General features: G+C 44.3%; 21 protein-coding genes. 8 read left to right on the top strand and 13 right to left on the bottom strand.

All coding sequences use genetic code 11. From position 1 onward, the window contains the following. Positions 1 to 279: 279 nt before the first annotated feature. The 3 genes from dapB to ACSLUR_RS06120 form a co-directional block, all read right to left on the bottom strand. Positions 280 to 1,083 carry a 4-hydroxy-tetrahydrodipicolinate reductase gene (gene dapB, locus ACSLUR_RS06130; protein ID WP_448552749.1) on the bottom strand — a complete coding sequence of 268 codons (804 nt, stop codon included), beginning with the start codon at positions 1,081 to 1,083 and terminating at the stop codon, positions 280 to 282. Beyond that, a complete protein-coding gene (locus tag ACSLUR_RS06125) occupies positions 1,080 to 1,571 on the bottom strand; it encodes a DUF6841 family protein (protein ID WP_448552747.1) in 492 nt (163 codons plus the stop codon). The genes dapB and ACSLUR_RS06125 overlap by 4 nt, the downstream gene beginning before the upstream one ends. A 112-nt stretch (positions 1,572 to 1,683) precedes the next feature. Further along, positions 1,684 to 2,304 (bottom strand): FKBP-type peptidyl-prolyl cis-trans isomerase, encoded by a 621-nt coding sequence (locus ACSLUR_RS06120; protein WP_448552745.1) that lies wholly within the window; start codon positions 2,302 to 2,304, stop codon positions 1,684 to 1,686. A 453-nt stretch (positions 2,305 to 2,757) separates the two neighbouring features. Here ACSLUR_RS06120 and ACSLUR_RS06115 point away from each other — a divergent pair, with 453 nt between their 5' ends. Then, complete coding sequence (locus ACSLUR_RS06115) at positions 2,758 to 4,068, top strand: Na+/H+ antiporter NhaC family protein (protein ID WP_448552743.1); 1,311 nt, start codon at positions 2,758 to 2,760, stop codon at positions 4,066 to 4,068. A 192-nt stretch (positions 4,069 to 4,260) separates the two neighbouring features. Here ACSLUR_RS06115 and ACSLUR_RS06110 read toward each other — a convergent pair whose 3' ends face one another. Continuing rightward, positions 4,261 to 6,345, bottom strand: a complete 2,085-nt coding sequence (locus tag ACSLUR_RS06110; protein WP_448552741.1) for a bifunctional metallophosphatase/5'-nucleotidase — start codon at positions 6,343 to 6,345, stop codon at positions 4,261 to 4,263. A 57-nt stretch (positions 6,346 to 6,402) separates the two neighbouring features. Here ACSLUR_RS06110 and ACSLUR_RS06105 point away from each other — a divergent pair, with 57 nt between their 5' ends. Next, positions 6,403 to 6,693: a protein-tyrosine phosphatase family protein gene (locus ACSLUR_RS06105; protein ID WP_448552995.1), complete on the top strand. Its 291-nt coding sequence runs from the start codon at positions 6,403 to 6,405 to the stop codon at positions 6,691 to 6,693. Positions 6,694 to 6,795: 102 nt separating this feature from the next. On the opposite strand, the gene sohB is transcribed toward ACSLUR_RS06105, so the two are convergent. Then, a complete protein-coding gene (gene sohB, locus ACSLUR_RS06100) occupies positions 6,796 to 7,842 on the bottom strand; it encodes a protease SohB (protein ID WP_448552739.1) in 1,047 nt (348 codons plus the stop codon). Positions 7,843 to 7,978: 136 nt separating this feature from the next. Continuing rightward, on the bottom strand, positions 7,979 to 10,399 hold the full coding sequence (locus ACSLUR_RS06095) for a VolA/Pla-1 family phospholipase (protein ID WP_448552737.1): 2,421 nt from the start codon (positions 10,397 to 10,399) through the stop codon (positions 7,979 to 7,981). A gap of 270 nt (positions 10,400 to 10,669) precedes the next feature. Here ACSLUR_RS06095 and ACSLUR_RS06090 point away from each other — a divergent pair, with 270 nt between their 5' ends. Next, positions 10,670 to 11,407: a YciK family oxidoreductase gene (locus ACSLUR_RS06090; RefSeq protein WP_448552735.1), complete on the top strand. Its 738-nt coding sequence runs from the start codon at positions 10,670 to 10,672 to the stop codon at positions 11,405 to 11,407. 216 nt (positions 11,408 to 11,623) lie between these two features. On the opposite strand, the gene fadD is transcribed toward ACSLUR_RS06090, so the two are convergent. The 7 genes from fadD to ACSLUR_RS06055 all read right to left on the bottom strand — a co-directional run bounded on the left by fadD (position 11,624) and on the right by ACSLUR_RS06055 (position 19,065). Continuing rightward, positions 11,624 to 13,279 carry a long-chain-fatty-acid--CoA ligase FadD gene (gene fadD, locus ACSLUR_RS06085; RefSeq protein WP_448552733.1) on the bottom strand — a complete coding sequence of 552 codons (1,656 nt, stop codon included), beginning with the start codon at positions 13,277 to 13,279 and terminating at the stop codon, positions 11,624 to 11,626. 221 nt (positions 13,280 to 13,500) lie between these two features. Next, entirely contained in the window at positions 13,501 to 14,370 is an 870-nt protein-coding gene (locus ACSLUR_RS06080) for an alpha/beta fold hydrolase (RefSeq protein WP_448552732.1), read from the bottom strand. Further along, complete coding sequence (locus ACSLUR_RS06075) at positions 14,367 to 15,041, bottom strand: M50 family metallopeptidase (protein ID WP_448552730.1); 675 nt, start codon at positions 15,039 to 15,041, stop codon at positions 14,367 to 14,369. Before ACSLUR_RS06075 ends, ACSLUR_RS06080 begins: the two co-directional genes overlap by 4 nt. Positions 15,042 to 15,160: 119 nt before the next feature. Next, entirely contained in the window at positions 15,161 to 15,763 is a 603-nt protein-coding gene (locus tag ACSLUR_RS06070) for a Sec-independent protein translocase family protein (RefSeq protein ID WP_448552728.1), read from the bottom strand. A gap of 107 nt (positions 15,764 to 15,870) precedes the next feature. After that, positions 15,871 to 16,563 (bottom strand): tRNA (adenosine(37)-N6)-threonylcarbamoyltransferase complex dimerization subunit type 1 TsaB, encoded by a 693-nt coding sequence (gene tsaB, locus ACSLUR_RS06065; RefSeq protein WP_448552726.1) that lies wholly within the window; start codon positions 16,561 to 16,563, stop codon positions 15,871 to 15,873. Beyond that, positions 16,560 to 18,491: a DNA repair helicase YoaA gene (yoaA, locus tag ACSLUR_RS06060; protein WP_448552724.1), complete on the bottom strand. Its 1,932-nt coding sequence runs from the start codon at positions 18,489 to 18,491 to the stop codon at positions 16,560 to 16,562. The genes tsaB and yoaA overlap by 4 nt, the downstream gene beginning before the upstream one ends. Before the next feature lie 58 nt (positions 18,492 to 18,549). After that, complete coding sequence (locus ACSLUR_RS06055; RefSeq protein WP_448552722.1) at positions 18,550 to 19,065, bottom strand: hypothetical protein; 516 nt, start codon at positions 19,063 to 19,065, stop codon at positions 18,550 to 18,552. A gap of 565 nt (positions 19,066 to 19,630) precedes the next feature. Between ACSLUR_RS06055 and hisG the strand changes: the two genes are divergently transcribed. From hisG to hisH, 5 genes are read left to right on the top strand one after another with little or no spacing between them, the layout of a single operon-like run. Then, the gene (gene hisG / locus ACSLUR_RS06050; protein WP_116013974.1) at positions 19,631 to 20,527 is read left to right on the top strand and encodes an ATP phosphoribosyltransferase; all 897 of its coding nucleotides are present in this window, start codon (positions 19,631 to 19,633) and stop codon (positions 20,525 to 20,527) included. An 11-nt stretch (positions 20,528 to 20,538) separates the two neighbouring features. Further along, positions 20,539 to 21,864, top strand: coding sequence for a histidinol dehydrogenase (hisD, locus tag ACSLUR_RS06045; RefSeq protein WP_448552719.1), 1,326 nt, complete (start codon positions 20,539 to 20,541; stop codon positions 21,862 to 21,864). After that, positions 21,864 to 23,018 (top strand): histidinol-phosphate transaminase, encoded by a 1,155-nt coding sequence (gene hisC / locus ACSLUR_RS06040; protein ID WP_448552717.1) that lies wholly within the window; start codon positions 21,864 to 21,866, stop codon positions 23,016 to 23,018. The genes hisD and hisC overlap by 1 nt, the downstream gene beginning before the upstream one ends. Next, positions 23,018 to 24,085 (top strand): bifunctional histidinol-phosphatase/imidazoleglycerol-phosphate dehydratase HisB, encoded by a 1,068-nt coding sequence (hisB, locus tag ACSLUR_RS06035; RefSeq protein WP_448552715.1) that lies wholly within the window; start codon positions 23,018 to 23,020, stop codon positions 24,083 to 24,085. Before hisC ends, hisB begins: the two co-directional genes overlap by 1 nt. Continuing rightward, the gene (gene hisH, locus ACSLUR_RS06030; protein WP_448552713.1) at positions 24,085 to 24,747 is read left to right on the top strand and encodes an imidazole glycerol phosphate synthase subunit HisH; all 663 of its coding nucleotides are present in this window, start codon (positions 24,085 to 24,087) and stop codon (positions 24,745 to 24,747) included. The genes hisB and hisH overlap by 1 nt, the downstream gene beginning before the upstream one ends.

The raw sequence follows: 24,747 nt of genomic DNA, 5'->3' as shown, positions 1-24,747 counted from the left end.
AAAAGCACTAAGCGCGAAAATTGTTCAATAATCCGTCTTTTGGCTTGCGAATCGCAAATTTTTGACAAATTCCGCGCATTCTACGCCCATTAGTATTTTTCGTCTAGTAAAATTAGAAATATTTAGCTTTTAAATGATTTTTATGACCAAACGGTCAAAAACCTATGTTTTCTAACCTTAAAACCACTTAATTTGTTTAGAAAATCAAGCTAACAAAAATAACTAACAAGCTGTTTTATATGATTTATTTAATCAATTTATGCCTTACATTCGGGTGTGTTATTTCAACCCCAGAACATCTTGCATATCGTAATAACCGTGCTTAGCCTTTGCTAACCAAAGTGCTGCACGCATCGCCCCTTGGGCAAAGGTCATACGCGAGCTGGCTTTATGGGTGATTTCGAGACGCTCGCCCAAATCAGCAAAAAATGCCGTATGTTCACCAACAATATCGCCAGCACGAACCGTTGCAAAACCTATTGTTTTGTTATCGCGCTCATCAGTGATGCCCTCGCGACCATAAACGGCGCATTCATTTAAATCACGGCCTAAGGTTTCAGCGATCACTTGCCCCATCTTCATCGCGGTACCTGATGGTGCATCTTTTTTGAATCGGTGATGCGCCTCAAAAATTTCTATATCAGTATAGTCGCCAATGGCCTGAGCGGTAATTTCCAAGAGTTTAAATAGCAAGTTAACACCAACACTGGTATTTGGCGCTAATAATACTGGCATGTCTTGGCCAGCCTGTTTGATCGACTCAACTTGCGCATCTTCAAAGCCGGTAGTGCCAATCACTAACGCTTTATCGTTGGCTTTGCACCACTCAATATTGCTCAACGTAGATTCAATCGAAGTGAAGTCGATAAAGACATCGGCGCTGCTTACCGCTTCAAGCGAGGTACTTGTCACCAAATCAAGTTTGCCAATACCTGCTAACTCGCCTAAGTCAAAACCAGCAAAAGAAGAATTTTCGCGTACCGTGCCACCAACAAGTTCAATTTCATCATGCTCTACAGCTGCTTTGATCAAGTTACGGCCCATGCGGCCGCTACAGCCTAAAATTGCAACTTTGGTGGTCATTTATCGGTTTCCTTATTATTTGTATCGTTAGCACTCGGGGTTAAAGTTAACTCATGAGCTAAGTCAGCAAGCTGACACATATCATGAGAAATAACGTTAATGATTCTATAGGCTTCTTGTTGATAGCTTAAATGATAAATTGCCGAAAATTCGCTAAAAAGGTTATTAGCTTGGTCATAAAAGCGCCAATCAATTTTCACTAAACTAAGTGTTTCATTAATATGCTGATAACTGGCATTACTGGCCTTAAATCCTGTGATGTTATGTTCAGCTAACATGGCAAAAATGCCACTAAACTCTTGATTGAAGCTTTGTTCGCTATCAAGCACGAGTACTTTGTCTGGTGTGCTTAATACACAAGGGAGTTGATAGCATTTAGCCACCGAAGTAATACTGGCCGTAGAGAAAGCGTGAATGTAATTTTGGTAGAAGGTAGCCAGCTGCTGGGCTTTGTTAGGGTTGTCTTGTTCTTGGCGCTGTTCGTTCATTCTTGTCTTGCGTAGTAAAGGTGCGTAGTAAAAAGTGCTGTTTGCTTTGGGTTATGATGCGAATTAAAAGAATTCCAGGCAAAGAAAAGCCGGGCTAGCCCGGCTTAATCATTTATAGGATGTCTAATAGTTCAACATCGAATACTAACGCTGAGTATGGAGGGATCGCACCGTGCGAACCACGCTCACCGTAAGCTAAGTTGTAAGGAATGTATAAACGCCATTTTGCGCCAACACTCATTAGTTGTAATGCTTCAGTCCAACCAGCGATAACACCGCCAACTGGGAATTCAGCAGGCTGACCGCGATCAACTGAGCTATCGAATACTTCACCGTTAATGAAAGTACCGTGGTAGTGAGTGCGAACCGTTGAAGCCGCAGTTGGTTTTTCACCTTCTGCGTCTGTTAATACTTCGTACTGTAAACCAGACTCAGTCACAGTTACTTCTGCACGCTCAGCATTTTTTGCTAAGAAAGCTTCGCCTTCAGCCGCTTTTTCTTTGGCTTGTGCTTGCTCTTGCTCTTGTAGTTTCTTAGAAACAACAGCAAATGCTTCGTTTAAGTCTTGCTCGCTTACTTGGCTGTCAGCAGCTGCTAATGCGTCAGCTAAACCAGCTTGTACTGCGGTTACGTCAAACTCTTTAAATGGGTTGTTGCGTAATTGGTCGCCCAGTTGACGGCCAACGCCGTAACTTACGCGTGCTTCGATTGATTCAAATTTGTTATCAGACATTTGCACTTCTTCATTGTAAAAATTGGCGGCAAGAATAGCACAGAGCGCCACCATAAAGTAGAGCTAATTCCGCTACGATTGATAAAAATAGAGGGATTATGTCGCTAAATTATTGAACCCAGTTTTTAACGAAATTTGGTTCATTACTAGCATCAGTTTAACATTATATACTTTTAGCCATCTAAACATCTAGATTGACAATAATGCAAATCACTTTATAATTTGCGTTATTCCTGAAATTTAATTTTTCAAACTGTTGTTTTGCCTTTCCCCTGATCGAGTGGAATGATATAAAAGTTTATTATTTAAACACTTTATAGTTGCATTCATGCATCACCGTTTGCCACACATGACCTTTACGTAGGCAGAGCAAGCAAGTCAAAACCAAGCGTTTAAAATTCAGCGCTTAAAGAGAATGGTAACAACCATTAACAATAAGAATTAGAGCATTATATGACTGAACAAACCTCACCACCCCGCCTCCTCAGCCTATTGCCGTTTGGCGTATTCCTCTCGCTCTTTATTGGTACGGGGATTGTCCTAACCCTGCAAGGTGTTGAGTTTGCGTTTTACCAGCTGCCAGCCAGCGTTGCCATCATTCCTGCCATCATCGTTGCAATAATGATGGGGAAGGAAACGATCAGCGAGCAAGTTAATCAGTTTATTGAAGGTGCCGGCCATAACAATATTATTACCATGGGGGTGATTTATTTGCTGGCAGGCGCGTTTGGCATGGTTGCGAAAGCAACAGGCAGTGTTGATGCGAGTGTGCAGCTGGGGTTAGCGCTATTTCCCGACTATTTAATCATTCCTGGGCTATTTATTGTTGCCGCATTTTTATCAACTGCCATGGGGACATCGGTTGGTACCATCGCCGCTATTGCCCCGATTGCCGCAGGCTTTATTGAAGCGGCGAGCCTAAGCCCTGCATTAGTTGCAGGTAGTATCATCTCTGGCGCTATTTTCGGTGATAACTTATCGATTATCTCTGACACAACCATTGCCTCAACGCGCACGCAAGGGGCGCGAATGAAAGACAAGTTCCGCGTGAACTTTAAATTTGCTCTTCCCGCCGCACTTATCTCTCTCGTGCTATTCACTTTCTTAGGAGGTAGTGCTGACTATCAAAGCGAGCAAGCGATCGACGTAATTGGCCTATTACCTTATGTCGTTATTCTTGGCTTAGCATTGTCGGGGGTGAACGTGTTTGTGGTTTTGCTGGTCGGTATATTATTAGCCGCAGCAACAGGCTTTGTCAGCAATGGCTACCAACTGTCTGCGCTCGCGTCTGATATCAACAAAGGCTTTGCTAACGTACAAGACGTATTTATTTTAGCGCTATTTATTGGTGGTTTAAGCGAGTTAGTACGCCGCCAAGGTGGTTTGCAAGCACTTACGGTAAGCTTAAAAAAATTAGCAGGTAAACTTAGCCCCAATAACCCTAAACGCGCCGCTGGTTTAGGTATTGCTAGCCTTGCTTTTAGTGCGAACTTTTTTACCGCCAATAATACAGTGTCAATTATTATCACAGGTGAAACCGCTAAAGAGCTCGCCGAGGATGGCAACATCAAAGCAGCAGAATCTGCTAGTTTACTGGATATTTTCGCCTGTATTAACCAAGGCCTATTACCCTACGGCGCACAAGCATTATTGCTTGGCGCAACTATTGGAATTTCACCAGTGGATGTGGTGGTTTACTCGTTTTACCCAATGATTTTATTCTTTACGGCGTTGATTGCATTCTGGCGCATTACAAGAAACTAATGTTCTCTTGTCTCTCGAAAACTAACCTAGACAAAGAACCTGTACAAAACAGCTCCATGAAAAAGGCTTGCTAATGCAAGCCTTTGTTATTTTCTGTGTTTACTTTTTGCTTTTGCTTTTGCTTTTAATTGGCACAAAACAATCACAATAATCTGTGTTTCGCCGCTATTTTTGATTGGACTTAATTCAACTTTATTTTAGCTTTAGCACGCTATCTAAAGCCACTTCTGACAAATTTTGAATTCGCGTATCTTGCGCTGCAGGCAAATCTTTTTTACCAAATACGGTACCCGCTTTTAAGTAGTGACTTGATAAGTATTCCGCCAATGCATCTTGCTCTGTACCATCATCCGTTATCTTAACCATGCCTGATTTTTGCCCCGCAACTTTAAGGTTCACAAGGTTCGCTGGCGCATCTGTTGGAAATTGATAACCATCTCCGCCGTCCACTAAGAAATCAAGCGTCACTAAACGAAATGTTTGCTCAGCAGCGACCGGATTAAGTTGGCCATCTTGAACAACAGCTACCATATTACCGCCGGGCAATGCGCCATTGTCATCTAGCACTACTAAATTTTGTACGCGCGAGTTAACCGCTTTGGCAGGGTCGAAACTAAACCGTATACCAGCCACTTGTGGAAAACGGCCTGGGGTTGCGCCAGCTCTGGTTGCCGACACGCCATATTCAATAATCCCCTTTAGCTGGCTACCAGTTACCGTTAAGTTATTTAGCGCGCTGTTAAATCGCAGTGCAATTTCCATATCGAGTTGGGTAACATCGCCTGATTTATTAATACCCTGTACACCTGCTGGTGGACTGCATACGACCTTAGCGTCAGTAGAGCCAGCCGGCACAACACAAGAGCCAATTGGCGCTCGGATACCACCACCATTTTTAAGAGAAATTGCGACACTTTTATCAATGCTTTGTGCATAGGCTAAGTTTGCATCCGCGGTAAGGTTACCCAGATTCGTTTCTTGAGTTCTTACTGACACCCGATCACCATTTAAATATACCGAGGTATTGCCAAAAACTGTGCCTAGCTTTGCTTGCAATGCTTGGTTTAAGGTGTTGGTGATTGTTTGTACTTGTGGAATGGCGTCGGCTAGCGTTAAGTTATGCTCGATTAAGCTTTGTTTATCCGTCGCGTAAGCACCATTAATGGTGGTATCGAGCGAGCTGGGTACCATCACGCCGTGCTGGTCAAATGTCACCACAAAACGCCCTAAATAGGTATAGTCACCATCGGTATTAACTACCACAACAGGTTCTTTTGACGCACTTTGATAAACAAGAGGATAATCGCCTTCAGCTACATCACCGTCGCGTAACCTATCATTCTCATCAGCCAAAATGGTATTAGAGCCGCCAGCAACAATAATATCGACACCGTCAAGTAAAGGCGCAAGTTGCTGTTCAATGGCAATTTGCTGCATATGTGCCAGTAAGATAATTTTGTTAATACCACGCTTTTTCAATGGCTCGACATGTTGTTGGATTTCGGCTGCAAGCCCAGCTATATCATCTTCATCGGCCGGAAGTACAATCATACCGCCTGTTTTCGTGATACTGCTAAGCGCAGGTGTTGAGGCGCCAACAACGCCAATCATTTCGCCATTAACCTGAATTACCGTACTGGCAGCTACCTGTCCTGTCTGATCGGTATTCATTAGGCCATTGTCAGCAATTAAAGGCGCTAAGTGTTTGTCGGTAGAAAAGTCTAAATTCGCCGATAGGTAAGGAAATAGAGCTCCCTGCCACACTTTACTGTCGTGCGTTTCAGGCGCAATTAACTCGGCAAATTCGTCTGTATTTAAATCAAGTTCATGGTTGCCAACAACAGTTGCTTGCACACCCATAGCATTAAGGTAAGCCACATGTGCTCGCCCATTTGCAGCCACGCCTAAAATAGGAGCCAAGGAGTCATCCCCGCCAACATTGTATTCGGGGCCAGGGATCCAATTGTCGCCAGAACTAAGTACCAGTGTGTTAGCGTATTGAGAGCGGAACGAATCTAAAAGTGCAGAAAAACGAACGGCATTGTTCAGAATATCGCGGCCGCCGTCAATATCGGCGAAATGCAATAGCTGTAACTGAAAGGCACCATCAGAACATTGAGCGAGTTGTTGGTTATCCTGTCCACAATGTTTAACTCGAGTAGCTAACTCAACATCATCTTTAGCAGCGTTTTGACTTTGATGATTTGCGTTATCACCACAACCTGTTAGCGCCAGCACGCATAAAATCGGTAATAGTGAGCTCTTCCAGTTTTTCATTTTTCTCTCCGCAATAGCTATTTCACAAAGTCCAAGTCTGCAAAGCAGCTAGGCAACATTTGTAATGAGGCAAAGATTAGCTACATCTATTTAACAAAACAACTGCAGTACGCCGAATTTGAAAAACCTTTTTGGGGACATGAAAGCTCAATACTCAACAACCAAGGGGCAGTTGCAGTTCACTGCAAAGGCGGCTCAGGCCGCACAGGGCTTGTAATCGCACTATTACTTTTGCAGCTCGGTTATAACAAATCTGAGGTTGTGGAAATGGTGCAAACTATTCGACCCAAAGCCTTAGTTAATCCAAGTCAAAAAGCATTTTTTGAAAGATTTCAGCCCATCATTTAGGTTATTTCCATTTAGGACTGCTAATTGAAAACATAAAAAAGGCGCTTAGTACATCAGCACTAAACGCCTTTCAAGCTAATCAATATAAGTTTGACTGCTCGATTAACTCGGGAAGATACGATTGCGCTGGATTAATCGCGAGATAAAGCTATCTGCTGACATTGAAGCAGCCTTTGATAGTTTTTCCGCTAAGCCTTTTTTAGTCGCATATTTTAGGCCGACAATCTTATGAGTTTTTGCTGCTGCAAATAAATAATCGTCGCTGGTTTGAATATCATCAACTAAACCCAATACTTTGGCTTTTGTTCCAAACCAATGTTCACCGGTAGCTACTTTCGCAATATCTAGTGACGGACGATGTTCGCTAACAAAGTCTTTAAATAACTGATGCGTTTCTTCTAGCTCTTCAACAAACTTCTCACGACCTTTGTCTGTATTCTCACCAAACATAGTAAGCGTGCGCTTAAATTCACCAGCGGTTAACTGTTCAAAGTCGATATCATTCTTTTTCAGTAGTTTATTAAAGTTAGGCACTTGGGCGATCACACCAATCGAACCTAAAATCGCAAATGGCGCGGCGATAATTTTATTGGCAACGCAGGCCATCATGTAACCACCACTCGCCGCTACTTTATCAACTGAAATGGTGAGAGGAATATCTCGTTGGCGAATACGATCTAGCTGTGATGAAGCAAGACCATAACCATGCACCATGCCACCACCTGACTCCAATTTTACAAACACTTCATCTTCAGGCTTAGCAACGGCTAACACGGCTGAAACTTCTTCACGTAAACCCGATACTTCTTTTGCGTCGATACTGCCATTAAAGTCTAATACAAACATTCTCGGTTTAGTTTTAGCGGCTTCGTCACTCCCCTTGTTCGCTTTCGCTGCTTTGGCTTTCTCTTTTTCAACTTTTTTATCTTGTTTCTCTTTTTCTTTTAACTCGTCTTTAGTTAAAAGTGCATGAGTAACCTCTAGTTCAACGTCTTCAAAATGCTCTGATAAATCTTCGATTTCCAGCTCACCTTTACGACCCTTTTGCTTCATCGCAGCACCAGCCCCGACAGCGACGATCACCACAACCGCCAACACAAAAGTGACTACTTTGGCTAAGAACAAACCGTATTCGTATAAAAATTCCAATGCTATCTCCAATTTTTCTAGCAACAGCCTGCCATGGCCGTATGATTTTGACTAATGACTTTACTACTATATATGGATGTTTTAGCAAAAAAAAAGCTCCCAATTGGGAGCTTTTAGCAATATTTCTTCTTGTTGCTTACATCACAACATCGCTGTTAGTGATTGAAACTAACTGTCCCATTGTCGCAAAGAAGGTAGCCACTTGACCTTGCATCTCAGCAGTTGCTGCCGCTGTTTGTGCAGGGTTAGTTGCTTCTGGGCGAATTGATGGGTCAAGAATTGACGCATGGTGACCGTAAGTGAAGCGAACCGCACCAGAGCCTTCCGTTGTTTCGCTAACACCTGGTAGGCCAAGTAGTGCAATCGCAGCTTCAGTACCTGATAACGGTGTTGAGCTCACTGTGTTAGGAATAACTTGGTCTGATAAGTTATCAGCGCCATTACCAACCACTTCAATTAAGTGTGTCGGCGTTTGTGTCATCGCCACCATACCTGCGTAGTTAGCTGGGTCGCCAGCATCTGTCACAGTTTGTGCTGCAAAGGTAAATTGTGCAAACGCACCATTTAATTCAGCTTGTTGTGCTGGTGTTAACGCTGCAAAGAAGGTATTGAACGCTTGCACAAGCTCAGCTTCACTTGGCTGACCAGGGAAAGTTGCGGCAACAAATGCTGCAAACTCTTCTGATGTTGCTAGCGTTAAGCTTGCTTTGATAAGACCGCTAAACGCCGGTGATTCAAGCAATAAGTTGGCAACACCAACACCTGGCATCGCAAACGAAGTTGCCGAAACCTTAAATAACGGGTCAACCGCAGGATCTAACGGTAAGTTTGCTAATGCAACTGTGTTGATACCAGAGATAGCACCTAATGAGTGGCCTAAGAAGTACACTTTAGAGCCGTCTAGTGAGATAGCAGCACCAGCCGCGTCAACACCGCCAGCAAAGTTAAGACCTAAGCGTAAACCAAGTGTATCAATAGTACTTTGACGCAAGTTGTCACGCGTTGTTAGCAAGTTGCCTAGGTTCATGTAGTGTGTTGCTGAAACGGTTGAAGCATTCAAATCGTCAACACCATCACCATCTAGATCAAAACCACGGCTACCGTGAATTGGATGGTCAATCGCTGCCGTTGCAATACCTTGGATTGCCAATGCACCGGTAATCGCTAGCATGTCTTCTTTTCGAGAAGTAATGCCGTGCTGTAAAATAGCAACAGGCCAACCTGCTTCTGGTTGTGTTAACGCTGGTAAACCTAAGCTTGCGCGGACCGCATTAGCTACCGCCATGTCTGGCGTAGTTACTTGCACATCAAGCGTCATATCTGCGCGCTTTTCTGGCATTGGGTTGAATTTTGTGATGTTACGCTCTGTATCTAAATCTAATACGCCACGTAAATCACGTAACCCTGGTGCTGCTAAACCTGCAGCTGCAGAAATTGCTAAACATAGGCCGTCACCTTCACTCACTGCGTCAGCCGGAATTGCACCTGGGTTTTGTGCAGCAAGACCGGCTAGCATAGCACCTGAGTCACATTGTGCTTTCCACCAATCGTTTACTGGTGCCAATGGGTTTTCAGCACTTGGTGTACCTAAGTAATATGGCAAAGTAATTGAGCCTTGCATCAGGTTAGCTGCTTGATAAACCGGCGCCAATTCAGCTGGTAGCGTTACACCTTGCGATGTTAATGCGTCAAATACCGAAATTGAGGTATCTTGAATAGCAATAGTCGGCACGTTGCCTAGTTGTAAGCCCGCAGCCATCACTTGTTTAACCGTTGCAACCGCATCAACCGTTGATTGTGTGGTCATTGCCGCGGTGTAAATAATGCTAGATTTATCAACACCAGCACCACTTACGGCATTCTCAAAACTATTTACTGCGCCTTGAAGTGCTAACTGAGAGTCAGTTGCTAGCGGCTTAGTCGCTAAGTCTTGCTGGACAAGCTCATAAGTAAAGGAACCAGCAACTGACTTACCAGTATCGTCTTGTAGTGAATTTGTTAAAACAATGAGGTAACCCGTTTTAGCTTTGAGCGGTTTTAATGGTACAACAGCTACGCCATCACCAGACATTTGCGAGATAAAATCAACGCCAAACGTTAGTTCACCAACTACCTGACAAGCAGCGCCTTGTGGCAATGCAGCACACTCTGCTGATGATGCAGTTGGGCCGCCAAATTCTGTTTCAAAAATACGTACAGATGCTGGGTTAGCAACACTGTTTGCATCTAAACTGACGCCTGGCGGTAAATCAACATCAATTCTAAATGGTTGAACGGTAGACCAACCATCAAGCGCACTAAGCGCAAAAAACGGATCTGAAGAATCAGTAGGATCGCTAACCGGCGGGTTTAACGTACCATCAGTGGTACCTAAGAAAAGTAAATCGTTTGGAACTGAAAGATCGCCCGCTGTCGGATCAAAAATTATACGGGCTGTTGGTGTGGTTACAGGGCCGTTTTCTGCGACCTCTTGTTCTACATCGCGAATGGTTTCATCATCACAGCCACTTAATCCAAGTGCACCAGCGATAGCGATACTTAGTACTAGCTTTTTCATTGCATCTCCCCAGAGTCTAGTCTATTTATTTTTTGCTTTTATCCATTTGACTTTGTTAGCTTTTTTCCCAAAAAAATTAGAGCTTTTACACTACTTCCGCCAACATATTAGACAATTTTTAAGCTACACAAAGTTGCACAAGAGCGCTAGCGTTTTTTTGTTTTTATCTCGCTTTTTCAATAAATCTGCTGAATCTTGGGAATTTTCACTCGTCATATCTGCTTAGGAAGCGTAAAATTACAGCACTAAAATCAATGTGATAATTACTCGATGTTTGACTACACAATTCAAAATAGCTGTTTGAAAGATAAAACAATTTTGATCACTGGTGCTGGTGACGGTATTGGTAAGCAAGCAGCATTAACTTATGCCGAGCTCGGCGCGACTGTTATCTTGCTTGGCCGAACGGTTGAAAAGCTCGAAAACGTTTACGATGAAATCGTTGCCGCAGGTAATCCTGAGCCAGCTATCGTTCCACTCGATATGAAAGGTGCGACAAAGCAACACTATATCGACATGACCAGTACTATTGTTGACCAATTTGGCAAGCTCGATGGTGCACTACTTAATGCATCAGTGCTGGGTGAGTTAACCCCATTTGTGAACATTCACGAACAAACGTTTGACGATGTCATGCAAATTAATGTCAAAGCACAAATGATGATGGCGCAAGCCTTAATTACAGCGCTACAAAAAGCTGACAAAGCTTCATTAGTATTTACTACTTCAACCGTTGGTGGCAAAGGCCGAGCATTTTGGGCGACTTACAGTATGTCGAAATTCGCCACTGAAGGAATGATGGAGTTAATTGCTGACGAGTTCGAAGGGACGAATTTACGCACTAACGCAATTAACCCAGGTGGTACGCGCACAGCGATGCGTGCAACAGCCTACCCAGGTGAAAACCCAGACACGCTGGCAACACCGAAAGACATTATGCCGCTATACGTTTACTTAATGTCAGACGATAGCGCAGCAGTTAATGGCCAAGTATTAAAAGCGCAATAGCGTTTGTAAGCTAGAGTTTGTGTTTGTAAGCTAGAGTTTGTAAGGTATAGGGAGTTAAGGCGCTAAGTACTTTTGCGCCACTTAGTTTTGCGTTAAGTACTTTTTACGTTAAGTACTTTTGCATTTATAACTATTATCTGCGCCTTTCATAGTAGCCACAAAAAAGCCGACAATATGTCGGCTTTTTTATTACGAAGTTAACTAACTGTGGGAGAACTACCTTAGTTCACGACGTAAAATTTTACCTACGTTGGTTTTCGGTAGATCGTCTCTAAATTCAATCAACTTAGGTACTTTATAATTTGTTAAGTGCTTAGCACAGTGTTCAATAATGTTCTTTTGCGTAAGTGAATCGTCTTTCTTAACGATAAACAGTTTAATGATTTCACCACTAACTTCGTGAGGCACACCAACCGCAGCAGCTTCAACAACACCTTCGTGCATCATTGCCACTTCTTCAATTTCGTTAGGGAAAACATTGAAGCCCGAGACCAAGATCATATCTTTTTTACGATCAACAATTCTAAAGAAGCCTTGCTCATCCATCTCAGCAATATCACCTGTCGCTAACCAGCCGTCAGTTAATATTTCATCGGTAGCTTCTTGGCGATTGTAGTAGCCTTTCATGACTTGTGGGCCACTAACACACATTTCACCCGGCTCATTCACGCCAGCAGTTGTGCCATCTTCACGCACAATTTTAATGTGAGTAGACGGTGCAGGTAAGCCAATTGAGCCATTAAATGCGGTTTGGTTATACGGGCTAATAGTCACCATAGGTGAACATTCTGTTAGGCCATAACCTTCAAGCAAACGCGTTTTTGTAACATCTTCCCAACGCTCTGCAACTGGACGTTGCACAGCCATACCGCCACCCAGCGATAACTTCAGTTTTGAGAAGTCTAACTGCGCAAAGCCCGGTGTGTTCACTAAACCATTAAACAGTGTATTTACACCTGTAATCGCGGTGAATGGGTATTTACCTAGCTCTTTAACAAAGCTCGGCATATCGCGTGGATTAGTGATCAACAGGTTAGTACCACCTAATGTCATAAACGTTAGGCAGTTCGCCGTTAGTGCAAAAATATGGTAAAGCGGCAGTGCGGTAACCACCAACTCTTCGCCATCTTTTAATACCGGACGAATCGCGGCCTTTGCCTGCTCTAAGTTCGCCACCATATTGCGGTGCGTTAACATTGCCCCTTTTGATACACCCGTGGTGCCACCAGTGTATTGTAAGAAAGCTAAGTCTTCACCAGCAATCTCAACTGGGTCTAACGTTAAGCTCTCGCCTTTGGCAATAACGTGGTTGAATTTAACGGTGTTTGCCAGTGAGTAACTCGGCACCATTTTCTTCACGTACTTCACAGCAAAATTTACTAACTTGCCTTTTAAACCACCTAGGCGATCACCTAAACCAGTTAAGATAACTTTTTCAACAGGCGTATCTGAGATAACTTCTTGCAAGGTATGAGCGAAGTTTTCAACGATCAACATGGCTTTAGTACCAGAGTCGTTCAATTGATGCTTAAGCTCACGTGCTGTGTACAGCGGGTTAACATTAACAACGGTTAAGCCTGCTTTTAGCGCACCAAATAAAGCAACAGGGTATTGCAAGGTGTTCGGTACCATAATGGCAAACTTGTCACCTTTCACTAAACCCAATTCCTTTTGCAGGTATGCTGCAAACGCACTAGCCTGTTCGGCTAATTCACTGTAAGTGATTTCTGCGCCCATATTAATAAAGGCGGTGCGCTGCGCGTAAATGCCAACGTACTTGTCAAACATTTCGACAATTGATGAGTATTTGTCGGGGTCTATTTCGTGTGGAACACCGGGTGGGTAACTTTTTTCAAGCCAAATTTTTTCCACAGTCATCTCCTCAATTCTATTTAGACACGCGTGATAATTATAATTTTTATAGTAATACCAATATGAATTGGCATGCGTTCGTCAGGCGGTTTGCGTAAAGATTTACGGTCTACTTTTACCTGAGCTTTTACTCGAAAGTTAGAGATGATTCCACACTTTGGCTAAAAATCCTAGTTTTTTGTGGAGTAACTTAGCGACAATTTTCCCGAATTTTGTAAATTTTACGGTACTTTTGTCGCGATTTGCTGCCAAAATGCGGTTATCTTTTCAGCAACCTGCTCGGGCGCTTCCATGTGTACATGATGCCCACCAGAGACTTTATGTACCGTTAAATCACTGAATAGTGCTGAGAATTCTTTGATGCCTAAATGCACCATTTCCAACCCTTTGTCACCGTAAACTAAATTAACGGGACACTGCACATCTGAAATAAGTTGTTTGGCTTGCTCTACGGTTAACCGATATGGCGAGGCATTTCTTAATCGGCTATCAGCACGCCAAATATAGCTACCACCTTGCTGCACTAAGCCGCGTTTCACAATTAACTGTGCTTGCTCATACGCCATATCTGACACCGCGACTCTTGCCTTAACAGCTGACTCTATCGACGGATGTTGATTTTTTTGCTTCGACAACCCTTTAAGGCGGCTAGTTAAACCTTTTCGCAATTGCTCTGTGGTATTTTCCGGCTTGTCTGAAATAAGCCCTATTGAATCAAGCAAAGTTAACGATTTTACTTTTTCAGGAAATGCAGCTGCAAACGCTGTAGCTACCATGCCGCCCATCGAATGAGCCACAATATCGACAGCCGGCCATTGCGTTACATCAAATAACTGAACTAAATCATAAACCCAATCAATAAAATGGTAGTGGGCATCTAAGCTTCGGTGCGACGAAAAACCATGCCCTGGCCAATCTAAGGCAATTAGCTTACGGTTTGGCAAATATGGCATGAGTGGTAAAAAACTGGCGGCGTTATCAAGCCAACCGTGCAAACATAAAGTGATTGGCTGCTCGTCATCGCCTGTGGTTAAGCCATGCAGTGACACTTCATTAATGTCGTAACATATTTCTTCTGTTGTTATTCTCAACTCGGTCTCTTATTGGATTGTTTTGCCAGTCGATATAACAAAACTACAGCGATTGCTAGCCAGATTGCAACCCATAAAATTTCTGGCACGCCAGTTAAGCCCGCGAGCGTTGCACCATCGCCGCGATGACGGCCATCTATCAAATACAATGGACTAAACAAGGCATTTAGCAGCACTGTTAGGCCGACTAGTTGCACACTAACATTTAACCAAGGATGGTGATAAAACTTCACTTTGAGCGCAAAAAGCGCAATTAAAACAGCGAGTATAATGAGCGTAAGTATATCTCTGACCCAAAAAATACAGCTCAATACCAAGAGTATTAGAATACTAGCGGTCACTAATTGAGTGACCCGCTGATTAACTGACGACAAGGAATAAATTGCCGCTCCCCAAATAGCCGCCCCGCTATACCCCATAAACGCTGTTAGTAATCGGCTGCCGCCTTGAGTAGAACATAAGCCAGCACCGTTGGGAAAAAGCTCTATTTGAATAATTTTTCCACCTGCAATAATTGCCGCTAAACCATGACTGATTTCGTGGAAATAACTTTCTAACCAATTAAATGGCAGAGAGACTATTGGCAAGTGACGCAAAGTTGCAGCAGCTAATAACAATAACCAAAAGCGGTGTCGATAAAAGAAAGAAGGTTGATGAAGCGGGCTAGTCACGACTGGCTCGATAGATTAGTTTGCAGATCATAGTGGAGGTTAAGCCATTATTTGGCAAGCACGTTTATGTAACTGAAATTGGTAATATTTAACGATATTCGGAGGCGTGCAGAAAGTTTTTAAGCGTATAAATCTACGCCAAGAATTTGCTCAAGGTTATCCCTTTCTTCTAGGCCTTCAACTGTTTGATAGGCTGAAATAGCCGTGCGGTTAGCGGCAGATGGCCGGTCGTACCCCGCAAATTGTCCCGATGAAGTGTCTTGTTGTTGGCGGTTTCTTTGCTGAAGGTTTAATCCCTGCTGCGGGTTAACATCTTGTTGGCGATTAAATTCCTGCTCAAAGTCGAGCTCTCGCTGAAGGCCTGCATCTCGCTCACTCGCTAAATCTTGCTGACGGCTTATCTCTTGCTGACGGCTTATGCCTTGCTGACGGCTCTGCCGCTGATTGCGCTCTTCTAAAAGGGCAATCGCCGCTTCGCTATAGTCTATACGATTTTGCCGCGCTTGCGGTTGATTTTGTGGCTGGGCTGATTGTGGTTGAGAGGCAGGAAGGTTTTGTGGCGAGTTTTGATCAACTCGCTCAGTATTACGAGCACGACGTATCTGCTCTATTTGATTGCCGTTATCGGTTTCGTTATTGCCAGTAACACGCTGCTGATTAGTAGCAAAAGCTCGGCTTTGGCGTGTTAGAGGTATCGCAGTATTAGTGTTATAGATTTCCATTGCATTAAGCTGGCATCAATTCTCACAAGATGTCCTAACGCAATGGGTGTTATACCACTTAACTAATACCTTCTTTTACAATAGCGTTACAGTCGTTATATAACAGACTACTCTCGCCCTGGTAGCTTTTTCCATGACACGGTATCACGCACATAAACAGGTTGTGCTTGCTCCGCAGGTAACGCTTTGCCTGCAATAAATTCTTGTTTGGCAAGCGCCAGCATAAATTGGGCGTTAGGATACATCACACTTATCTTTTCTAGGTTAGCACAAATTGGCTGAAAAGCTTCTTGATAGGCTTGCCATCCAGTGCCTGCGCCATATTTATATTCACTTTGCTCAAGGGATTGGGCAAATTGCTCCGGTGGAAGTACTCGCTCTTCTCCTACAAGTGCCATTAGCCCTTGCTCGTTTAACTGCCAGTTACTGCAATAAACTTCCGCCATTCGCGCATCGATAGCAATACTAACGGCCTCTTTGCCTTCTTGTTCATATGCCTGCTGTGCCATTGCCTGCATGGTCGAGATACCAATGGTTGGTAAATCGGCTGCAAACGCTAACCCTTGAGCAACACCAATACCAATGCGAACACCAGTAAAACTGCCAGGGCCACGGCCATAAACTAAGGCATCAAAATCAGTTAATTTCGCGTCAGCTTTGGCAAGTAGATTGTCTACCATCGGCAACAACACAATGCTATGTGATTGCGGGCATAACTCAAAATCACTAAATACTTGATCGTCTTTTAAAATTGCGACTGAACATGCTTCAGTCGATGCATCAATAGCTAGTAAATTCACCTTGATTGGGTCTCACTATGAATAGTTGTTAAAAAAGATGCCGCTTTGTCTAAATCTCGGCTGCGTCGCATTTCCGGCAAACTGGACAAAAATACCTGCCCGTATGGGCGATTAACAATGCGGTTGTCACAAATCACCAGTACGCCGCGATCGTTTACATCACGAATTAATCGCCCAACCCCTTGTTTTAAGGCGATAACGGCTTGGGGCAATTGAATTTCAGCAAAGGGGTCTTTACCCTGCCTTCGGGCGTCTTCACTTCGAGCTTGTAACAGCGGCTCATCAGGCGAGGCAAACGGCAATTTGTCTATGATAACACAAGTTAATTTGTCGCCTCTAACATCAACCCCTTCCCAAAAACTTGCCGTTGCTAGCAATACCGCATCAGGCTGGGCAATAAATTCGGTCAGTAAGTTGCGCTTAGCCATTTGCCCTTGCACCAAAAGCGGGTTATCTATTTTATCTTCCAGTAGCTCTGCCACTTGGTTCATCATGCGATAGCTAGTGAATAGCATAAAGCAGGCACCCGCAGCACTGTTAATTAACGGCACAGCTAATTCCACTAGCGCCAACGCCCTGCCCCTATCATTAGGTTCAGGCAAATAGCGTGGCACCACAAGCTGAGACTGATTTAGATAATCAAATGGGCTATCCAGCATTAGCGTATGCTCTTGTGATAAGCCCAGTGGCTTAGCAAAATGCTCAAAACCATTATTTACCGCCAGTGTCGCACTGGTAAAAATCCAACCAGCGCCAGACTCGCTCACTACTTGGCTAAACTTGTCGGCAATCGATAACGGGGTTTGATGCAACGTAATATGTCGGCGTGTTGTTTCGTACCAAAGGCTGACTTCAAAGGCGTCGATATTAGCAACGATGTCGTACTTAGATAACAGGGTAACGGCTCGCTCAAAACAATTGTCCACCAGCTCATTACGCGAGACATTCAGTTTGAGCACTTGATATAAAAAGTCTAAATCCGTTTTTAAGTGTTCAAACGCTTGACGAATGCGGGCATTGTGCCATTTCTCTCGCCAATTGCCGCGCTCAGGATCGTGAGCAAACAGCAAGCGAAAATCTTGGCAAGTTCGCTCAAGCTTTTCTGCGGCTTTACCCAATTGTTTCACGTCCGTAACGGTAGTCTTGTAGGCTTGAATAACGTCGCTACATAGCTCTTGTACTTGCCTTGTTGAAAACGACTCACCAAAATATTCGCTGGCAATATCGGATATTTGATGCGCCTCATCAAATATCACCACATCGGCTTTCGGGATTAACTCACCAAAGCCAGTGTCTTTCAAAGCCATATCCGCAAAAAACAGATGGTGGTTAACCACAACAACATCGGCTTCTATCGCCTTTTGACGAGCTTTAACCAAGTAGCAATCTTCGAAATGAGGGCAATCTCGCGCCAAACAATTATCAGCGGTACTGGTGATATGTGGAAATATGCTTGAGTCTTCGGCAACTGAGTCTAGCTCACCGATATCGCCTGCATGCGTGCTATTCGCCCAATGTTTGACCTGCACAAAGTCAGCTAACCCTTGCGCATCCAATACACCACGCGTGTGCTGAAATTGCTCCATTCGGTAGATGCACAAGTAATTGGCACGCCCTTTTAACAGCGCCATTTGCGCGCCCGTTGCTAACGCTTTGCGGATAACCGGAATATCTTTGTGAAACAGCTGCTCTTGTAGCGTTTTAGTACCCGTAGAAACAATCACTTTTTTATCCGACATCAAAGCAGGGATCAAATAAGCAAAGGTTTTACCGGTTCCGGTACCCGCTTCAACAATTAAGGTATGTTGCTTGGCAATCGCTTGTTCAACTTCTAGCGCCATATCAAGTTGTGCTTGGCGAGGGGAAAAACCATTAATGGCTTTTGCCAATAAACCACTTGATGAAAAAGCCTGTGCAACTGTGCTCATCTGCGCAAAATTACCGAGAAAATAACAAAGGCGCTATTATATCGGTAGATTGTGAGGATTAAACAAAAATATCTAAATGCTGGTCGTGGTCATCGTCATCACTGGCGTTTTCATCGGTTTTTTCGCTAGCAACAGAGTTACCAACTGTTGGCCGCTGGTAAACAACCTGGGCTAATGCTTCATCGCTTGGCACTTCGACACCTTCTTGTTCAACGCGTTTCTGGATGTTGCTATCTATTTTCGGCTGAATGGTATGAGGATGGGCTGCTGCATTTACAGGTGAATTAGTATGTTGGGCATTTTCCGATGCTACAGAGCTTTGTTTTTTATCTACTACTCCTTCATTATCCGTATTAGCATTTTGTTGGTGCGCTAACTCAGCATCAACTACTTCAGAGAATTGCTGTTTCGCGTGTTGGAATGTGGTGGTAGTTGTATCGTGAGCATCGAGATGTTCATGCTCTTCATCAATATTTTTAGATGGGCTTTGCTTGGTTAAGCGATTGACTTTGAGTTTTTTCGGTTGCAATCGATTTGGAGCAAGCTTTGCAAGCTGAGTCGTAAAAATATCCATTGTTTACTGTGCACCTTCTCCCGCTTATGTAGCTAATATAATGAAAGAGAATATCGTTGATGATGTTTTCATATTGGTCAGCGCTAATGCCTACTATTTATGACCACTATAAAAGCTAGAAATTCTCCCCCTGTATCGGCTGGTTTTTCTACAACATTAGCGCTAGCAGCAATAACTAACAACTTTTTGTCATAAAAGAATCATTTTTAGGGGTTGCGAAGCGCAACTTTAGCCAGTATTGTTATTTGCAAGACGCATACGAACAGTTATGCACTAAAAGACAGAAACGAATACTAAGCTACTTACAAGCTAAACAAAGGCAAATTAGATGTTATTAAACCTCAGCAAAATCCATCATCATCACCATCACACGGATTAGCCGCTCAGGTTTATTCGCTGAGGGCTATGGCTCTTTCAGCGGCATGCGAATTGAAGAATTCTAAAAACCCCGAAAGAGTCAAACTCTCTCGGGGTTTTTTACGTTTTATGGCCTAACGAATTAGCACTAAACAAAATTGACAACTTACAAAGCATTTTAAATTTATAATTATTTTAGGAAGGGAAAATGACTACAGAAACACGCTTACGCATCGCCATGCAAAAGTCAGGTCGCCTGAGCGACGAAACACAGCAACTACTTAAACGTTGTGGTTTAAAACTTAATGTCGGTGATCGTCGTCTGTTAGCACATGTCACTAACATGCCTATCGACATTATGCGTGTTCGCTCTAGCGATATTCCTGGCCTAGTGATGGACGGTGTGTGTGACTTAGGTATTGTTGGCGACAACACACTTGAAGAAACCGCACTAGAGCGTGAGTTATTAGGCCAAAACTCTGCTTACACTAAAACCACAGGCTTAAACTTCGGCGGCTGTCGTTTATCACTTGCGATGCCAGAAGAATTTAATTACACCGGCCTTGCCTCACTCGACGGTTTGCGTTTTGCCACTACTTACCCGCAATTAATGAAGCGCTTTGCTAAAGAAAACGGCATTAACGTTGATTTTTGTTTATTAAAAGGCTCTGTAGAAGTTGCGCCACGTGTTGGTTTAGCCGACGGTATTTGTGACTTGGTATCAACGGGTGCAACGCTTGAAGCCAATGGCTTAAAAGAAGTGGAAGTGATTTACCGCTCGAAGGCATCGCTTATCCAAGGCGTTGAACTTGCGCCAGAAAAACAAGCGATTCTCGATACCTTATTACCGCGCATTCAAGGGGTAATGAAGGCCAAAGAAAGCAAGTACATTATGCTGCACGCGCCAAAAGACAAACTAGAAGAAGTCAGCAACTTAATGCCAGGTAAAGAAACGCCAACAGTATTGCCATTAGCCGGTCGCGATGACTTAGTGGCAGTACACGTCGTTGCCACCGAAACTTTCTTCTGGGAAACCATGGAAGCATTAAAAGCACTGGGCTGTGACTCAATTTTAGTCATGCCAATTGAAAAAATGATGGGTTAAGGGCAAACACCATGGGCACACAATCTTTATTGTCATTACTGCCAACGACAACTTGGTCAAGTATCTCTGTTCAAGAGCAGCAAAACGCGCTGGCAAGGCCAGCGATTGCTGAAAGCAGCTTACTTGCCACGCAAGTCGATAACATCGTTAACCAAGTGGCTGAGCAAGGCGACGCAGCGCTCATCAACCTAACAGAGCGCTTTGACGGTATTCGCCTTGAAGCACTGAAAGTGACCGCAGCGCAAGTACAAGCGGCAGTTGATAGCTTATCACCAGCCCGCCTTGAAGCGTTGGAAACCGCTTACGGCCAAATCAAACGCTTTCACCAAGCACAGCAACAAGAAGATATCGTGGTAGAAACCTGCCCCGGTGTCACTTGTGTATTAAAAACTGAAGCCATTGAAGCGGTGGGTTTATACATTCCAGCCGGTAGCGCGCCATTACCTTCTACAGTATTGATGCTAGGTGTGCCAGCAGAGCTTGCTAATTGCCCGCGCAAAGTATTAGTCTCACCACCAAATAAAAACGGCGATATCGCCCCCGAAGTACTGGCAGCAGCAAAGCTTTGTGGCATTGATGAAATTTATGCCGTAGGCGGCGCGCAAGCAGTAGCAGCACTAGCCCTTGGCACAGAGTCAATCAAACCCGTCAATAAAGTGTTTGGCCCAGGTAACCGTTTTGTAACCGAAGCGAAAAAACAGCTTTCCCAAAAAATCCCCGGTTTTGCCATTGATATGCCAGCCGGCCCATCTGAAGTGTTAGTGATTGCGGACAGTGGTGCGAATGCTGATTTTGTTGCTGCTGATTTACTGTCGCAAGCCGAGCACGGCGAAGACAGCCAAGTGATTTTACTGTCAGATAGCGAAACACAAATTGCCAATGTGCGCGAAGCACTAGATCGCCAATTAGCGGAATTACCACGCGCCAACATTGCCCGTGCAGCGCTGTCAAAAAGTCGTTTGATTTTAACCGACGATATCGCGATGGCAGTTGAAGTCTCAAACCTTTACGGCCCAGAGCACTTAATTGTACAAACGGCTGAACCTGAAAGCCTAGTGGGTAAACTGCGTAATGCTGGCTCTATTTTCTTAGGTGCTTACACGCCAGAATCTGCCGGTGATTACGCCAGTGGTACTAACCACGTGCTGCCCACTTACGGCTACTCAAAAGTAGTCAGTAGTTTATCGCTTGCTGATTTCTCTCGCCGTTATACGGTGCAGCAAATTACCCGTCAAGGTTTGGCAAATTTAGCGCCCGCAATCATCGAGCTCACCGATGCGGAAGGTTTGATGGCGCACCAAAAAGCGGTAACCATACGATTAGAGGGTGAAGGCTAATGGCAACGAAAGATCTATCTAGTGCAGAAAAGCTCGCACGTTCCGAGCTTATCGAGATGGTGCCTTATCAGTCGGCACGACGCTTACAAAAAGCGGATGCAGATGCCGGAGCAAAAGACAGTGGCGAGCAAACCTTTAATAGCAAAATTTGGTTAAACGCCAATGAAGCGTCGGGGCCTGGTAAATACCAGCTAAGCGCAGATTGCATTAACCGCTACCCTGATTTTCAACCAGAAAACTTGATGGAAGCGTACAGCGACTATAGCGGCTTACCTGTTGAACAGTTACTAGCAACACGCGGTGCTGATGAAGGTATTGAATTGATTATTCGCACCTTCTGCACGGCATACCAAGACAGCATTTTAATCTGTCCGCCGACATACGGCATGTACGCCATTAGCGCCGAAAATCACGGTGCAGGTATTGTTAAAGTACCACAAGTGAATAATCAGTTGGATGTTGATGGCATCATCGAGCAACTAGATGACGTCAACGTAGTGTTTTTATGTTCACCGGGCAACCCAACGGGCAACTTGCTACCGAAAGCGCAAATTAAAGCCGTGTTAAAGGCAGCGCAAGACAAAGCCATTGTCGTGGTGGATGAAGCTTACATTGAATTTTCACCGGAAGATTCAGCGCAAAGCTGGTTAGCTGACTACCCTAACTTAGTAGTGCTGCGCACGCTTTCTAAAGCCTTTGCGCTTGCCGGTTTACGCTGTGGTTTTACGCTGGCTTCAAAAGAAATTATCACGCTACTAAGCAAAGTGATCGCCCCCTACCCTATTTCAGCGCCAGTTGCAGAAATTGCCAGCCAAGCGTTAACGGGTGATAACTTGCAGCTGATGAAAGCGCGCGTTGAAGAAACAAAAATACTTCGCCAAAGCCTAGTTAGCTGGTTAGAAACGCAAAGCTGGGTTGATGAAGTGTTTGCCAGCGACGCCAACTTTGTACTGTTTCGCACGCCATTAAAAACCGAAATTTTTGATGGGCTAAAAGCACAAGGCATATTAATTCGCGATCAATCAAAACAACTGCAATTGGAAAACTGCCTACGTATTTCTATTGGCAGTGCGCGCGAGATGGACTTAGTACAAAAAACAATGACAAATCTGGTCACAAACACTTCTGCGTTATCAGTACAGGAAACAAATTAATGAGTGGACAAAATATTTTATTTATCGACCGCGACGGCACGTTAATTGAAGAGCCGCCAGTAGACTTTCAAGTCGATACCCTAGAAAAATTGGTCTTCGAGCCAAAAGTTATCCCTGTACTGCTTGCCCTACAAGCAAAAGGCTTTCGCCTTGTCATGGTATCGAACCAAGACGGTTTAGGCACCGACAGCTACCCACAAGCAGATTTTGACTTACCACATAACAAAATGATGGATTTCTTCACCTCACAAGGGGTGATTTTTGACGATGTGCTGTTGTGCCCGCATTTTGAAGAAGACAACTGTAGCTGCCGTAAACCAAAGCTTGGTATGGTGTCTGACTACTTGCAGCAAGGTAAGGTTAACTTTGCCAACTCTTATGTCATTGGCGATCGCGAAACCGATATGCAACTTGCCGCCAACATGGGGATTCAAGGGCTGCGCTACAACCGTGACACCCTAAACTGGGACAATATTGCCGAGCAACTATTAACCCAGCCGCGCAAAGCAACCGTGACTCGCACCACCAAAGAAACCGATATCACTATTGATGTTAACCTTGATGGCACAGGTAACAGCATTAACACCGGCCTTGGCTTCTTCGACCACATGCTTGAGCAAATTTCTACGCACGGTGGTTTTGCGCTAACAGTAAAAGTAGACGGCGATTACCACATCGACGAGCACCACAGCGTAGAAGACACCGCATTAGCGCTCGGCAGTGCATTAAAACAAGCACTGGGCGATAAGCGCGGTATTGGTCGCTTTGGTTTTGTCTTGCCGATGGATGAATGCCGAGCCGAATGTGCGATTGATTTATCTGGCCGCCCTTGGCTTGAATTCGATGCTAACTTTACCGACAGCCGCGTCGGCACGATGTCAACGCAAATGGTATCCCACTTTTTCCGCTCATTAGCCGACAGCATGGCGGTAACCTTGCACCTTTCTACCACAGAAGGTAACTGTCACCACCAAGTCGAAAGTTTGTTTAAAGTCTTTGGCCGCGCACTGCGCCAAGCGATTACTGTGCAAGGTAGCGAATTACCAAGCACCAAAGGAGCGCTGTAATGCCAGAGCAAGCAAACAGCCGTTTTGTGATTGTTGATACCGGCTGTGCCAATCTTTCCTCGGTAAAATTCGCCATTAAGCGCCTAGGCTTTGACGCCGAAATTACCGACGATTTAACCAAGATTAAAGCCGCAGAAAAAGTGATTTTACCTGGTGTAGGTAATGCCAAGCATGCAATGGAAAACATTCGCGAGAAAAACTTGGTGGCCTGTATTCAAGGGTTAACGCAACCTGTTTTAGGCTTTTGTTTAGGTATGCAGTTAATGTGCAGCGACTCTCGTGAAAGTTCAGCGCTGAGCCATACCCTAACTTACAGTGAGTCAGGTGCTGATGATGGCGTGGAAATTATCGACTGTTTAGATTTAATCCCAACCTCAGTTGCTCCGCTTGAAGCAAACGGCCTGCGATTACCGCATATGGGTTGGAACACGCTAACGTCAGTAATTGACCACCCCGTATTTGCTGGCATCAATGTCGGTGATTACTTCTACTTCGTACACAGCTTTGCTGCACCAGTGAGTGATTACACTGCAGCGGCCTGTGAATACGGCAGCGCGTTTTCAGCGGCGATTGTTAAAGACAATTTTGTTGGTTGTCAGTTCCACCCTGAGCGCTCAGGCGCAAACGGCAGCAAAATCATTAAAAACTTTTTGGAGATGTAA

This window comes from Thalassotalea montiporae (assembly GCF_053485855.1).
This window is presented reverse-complemented; position numbering and strand designations above follow the sequence as displayed.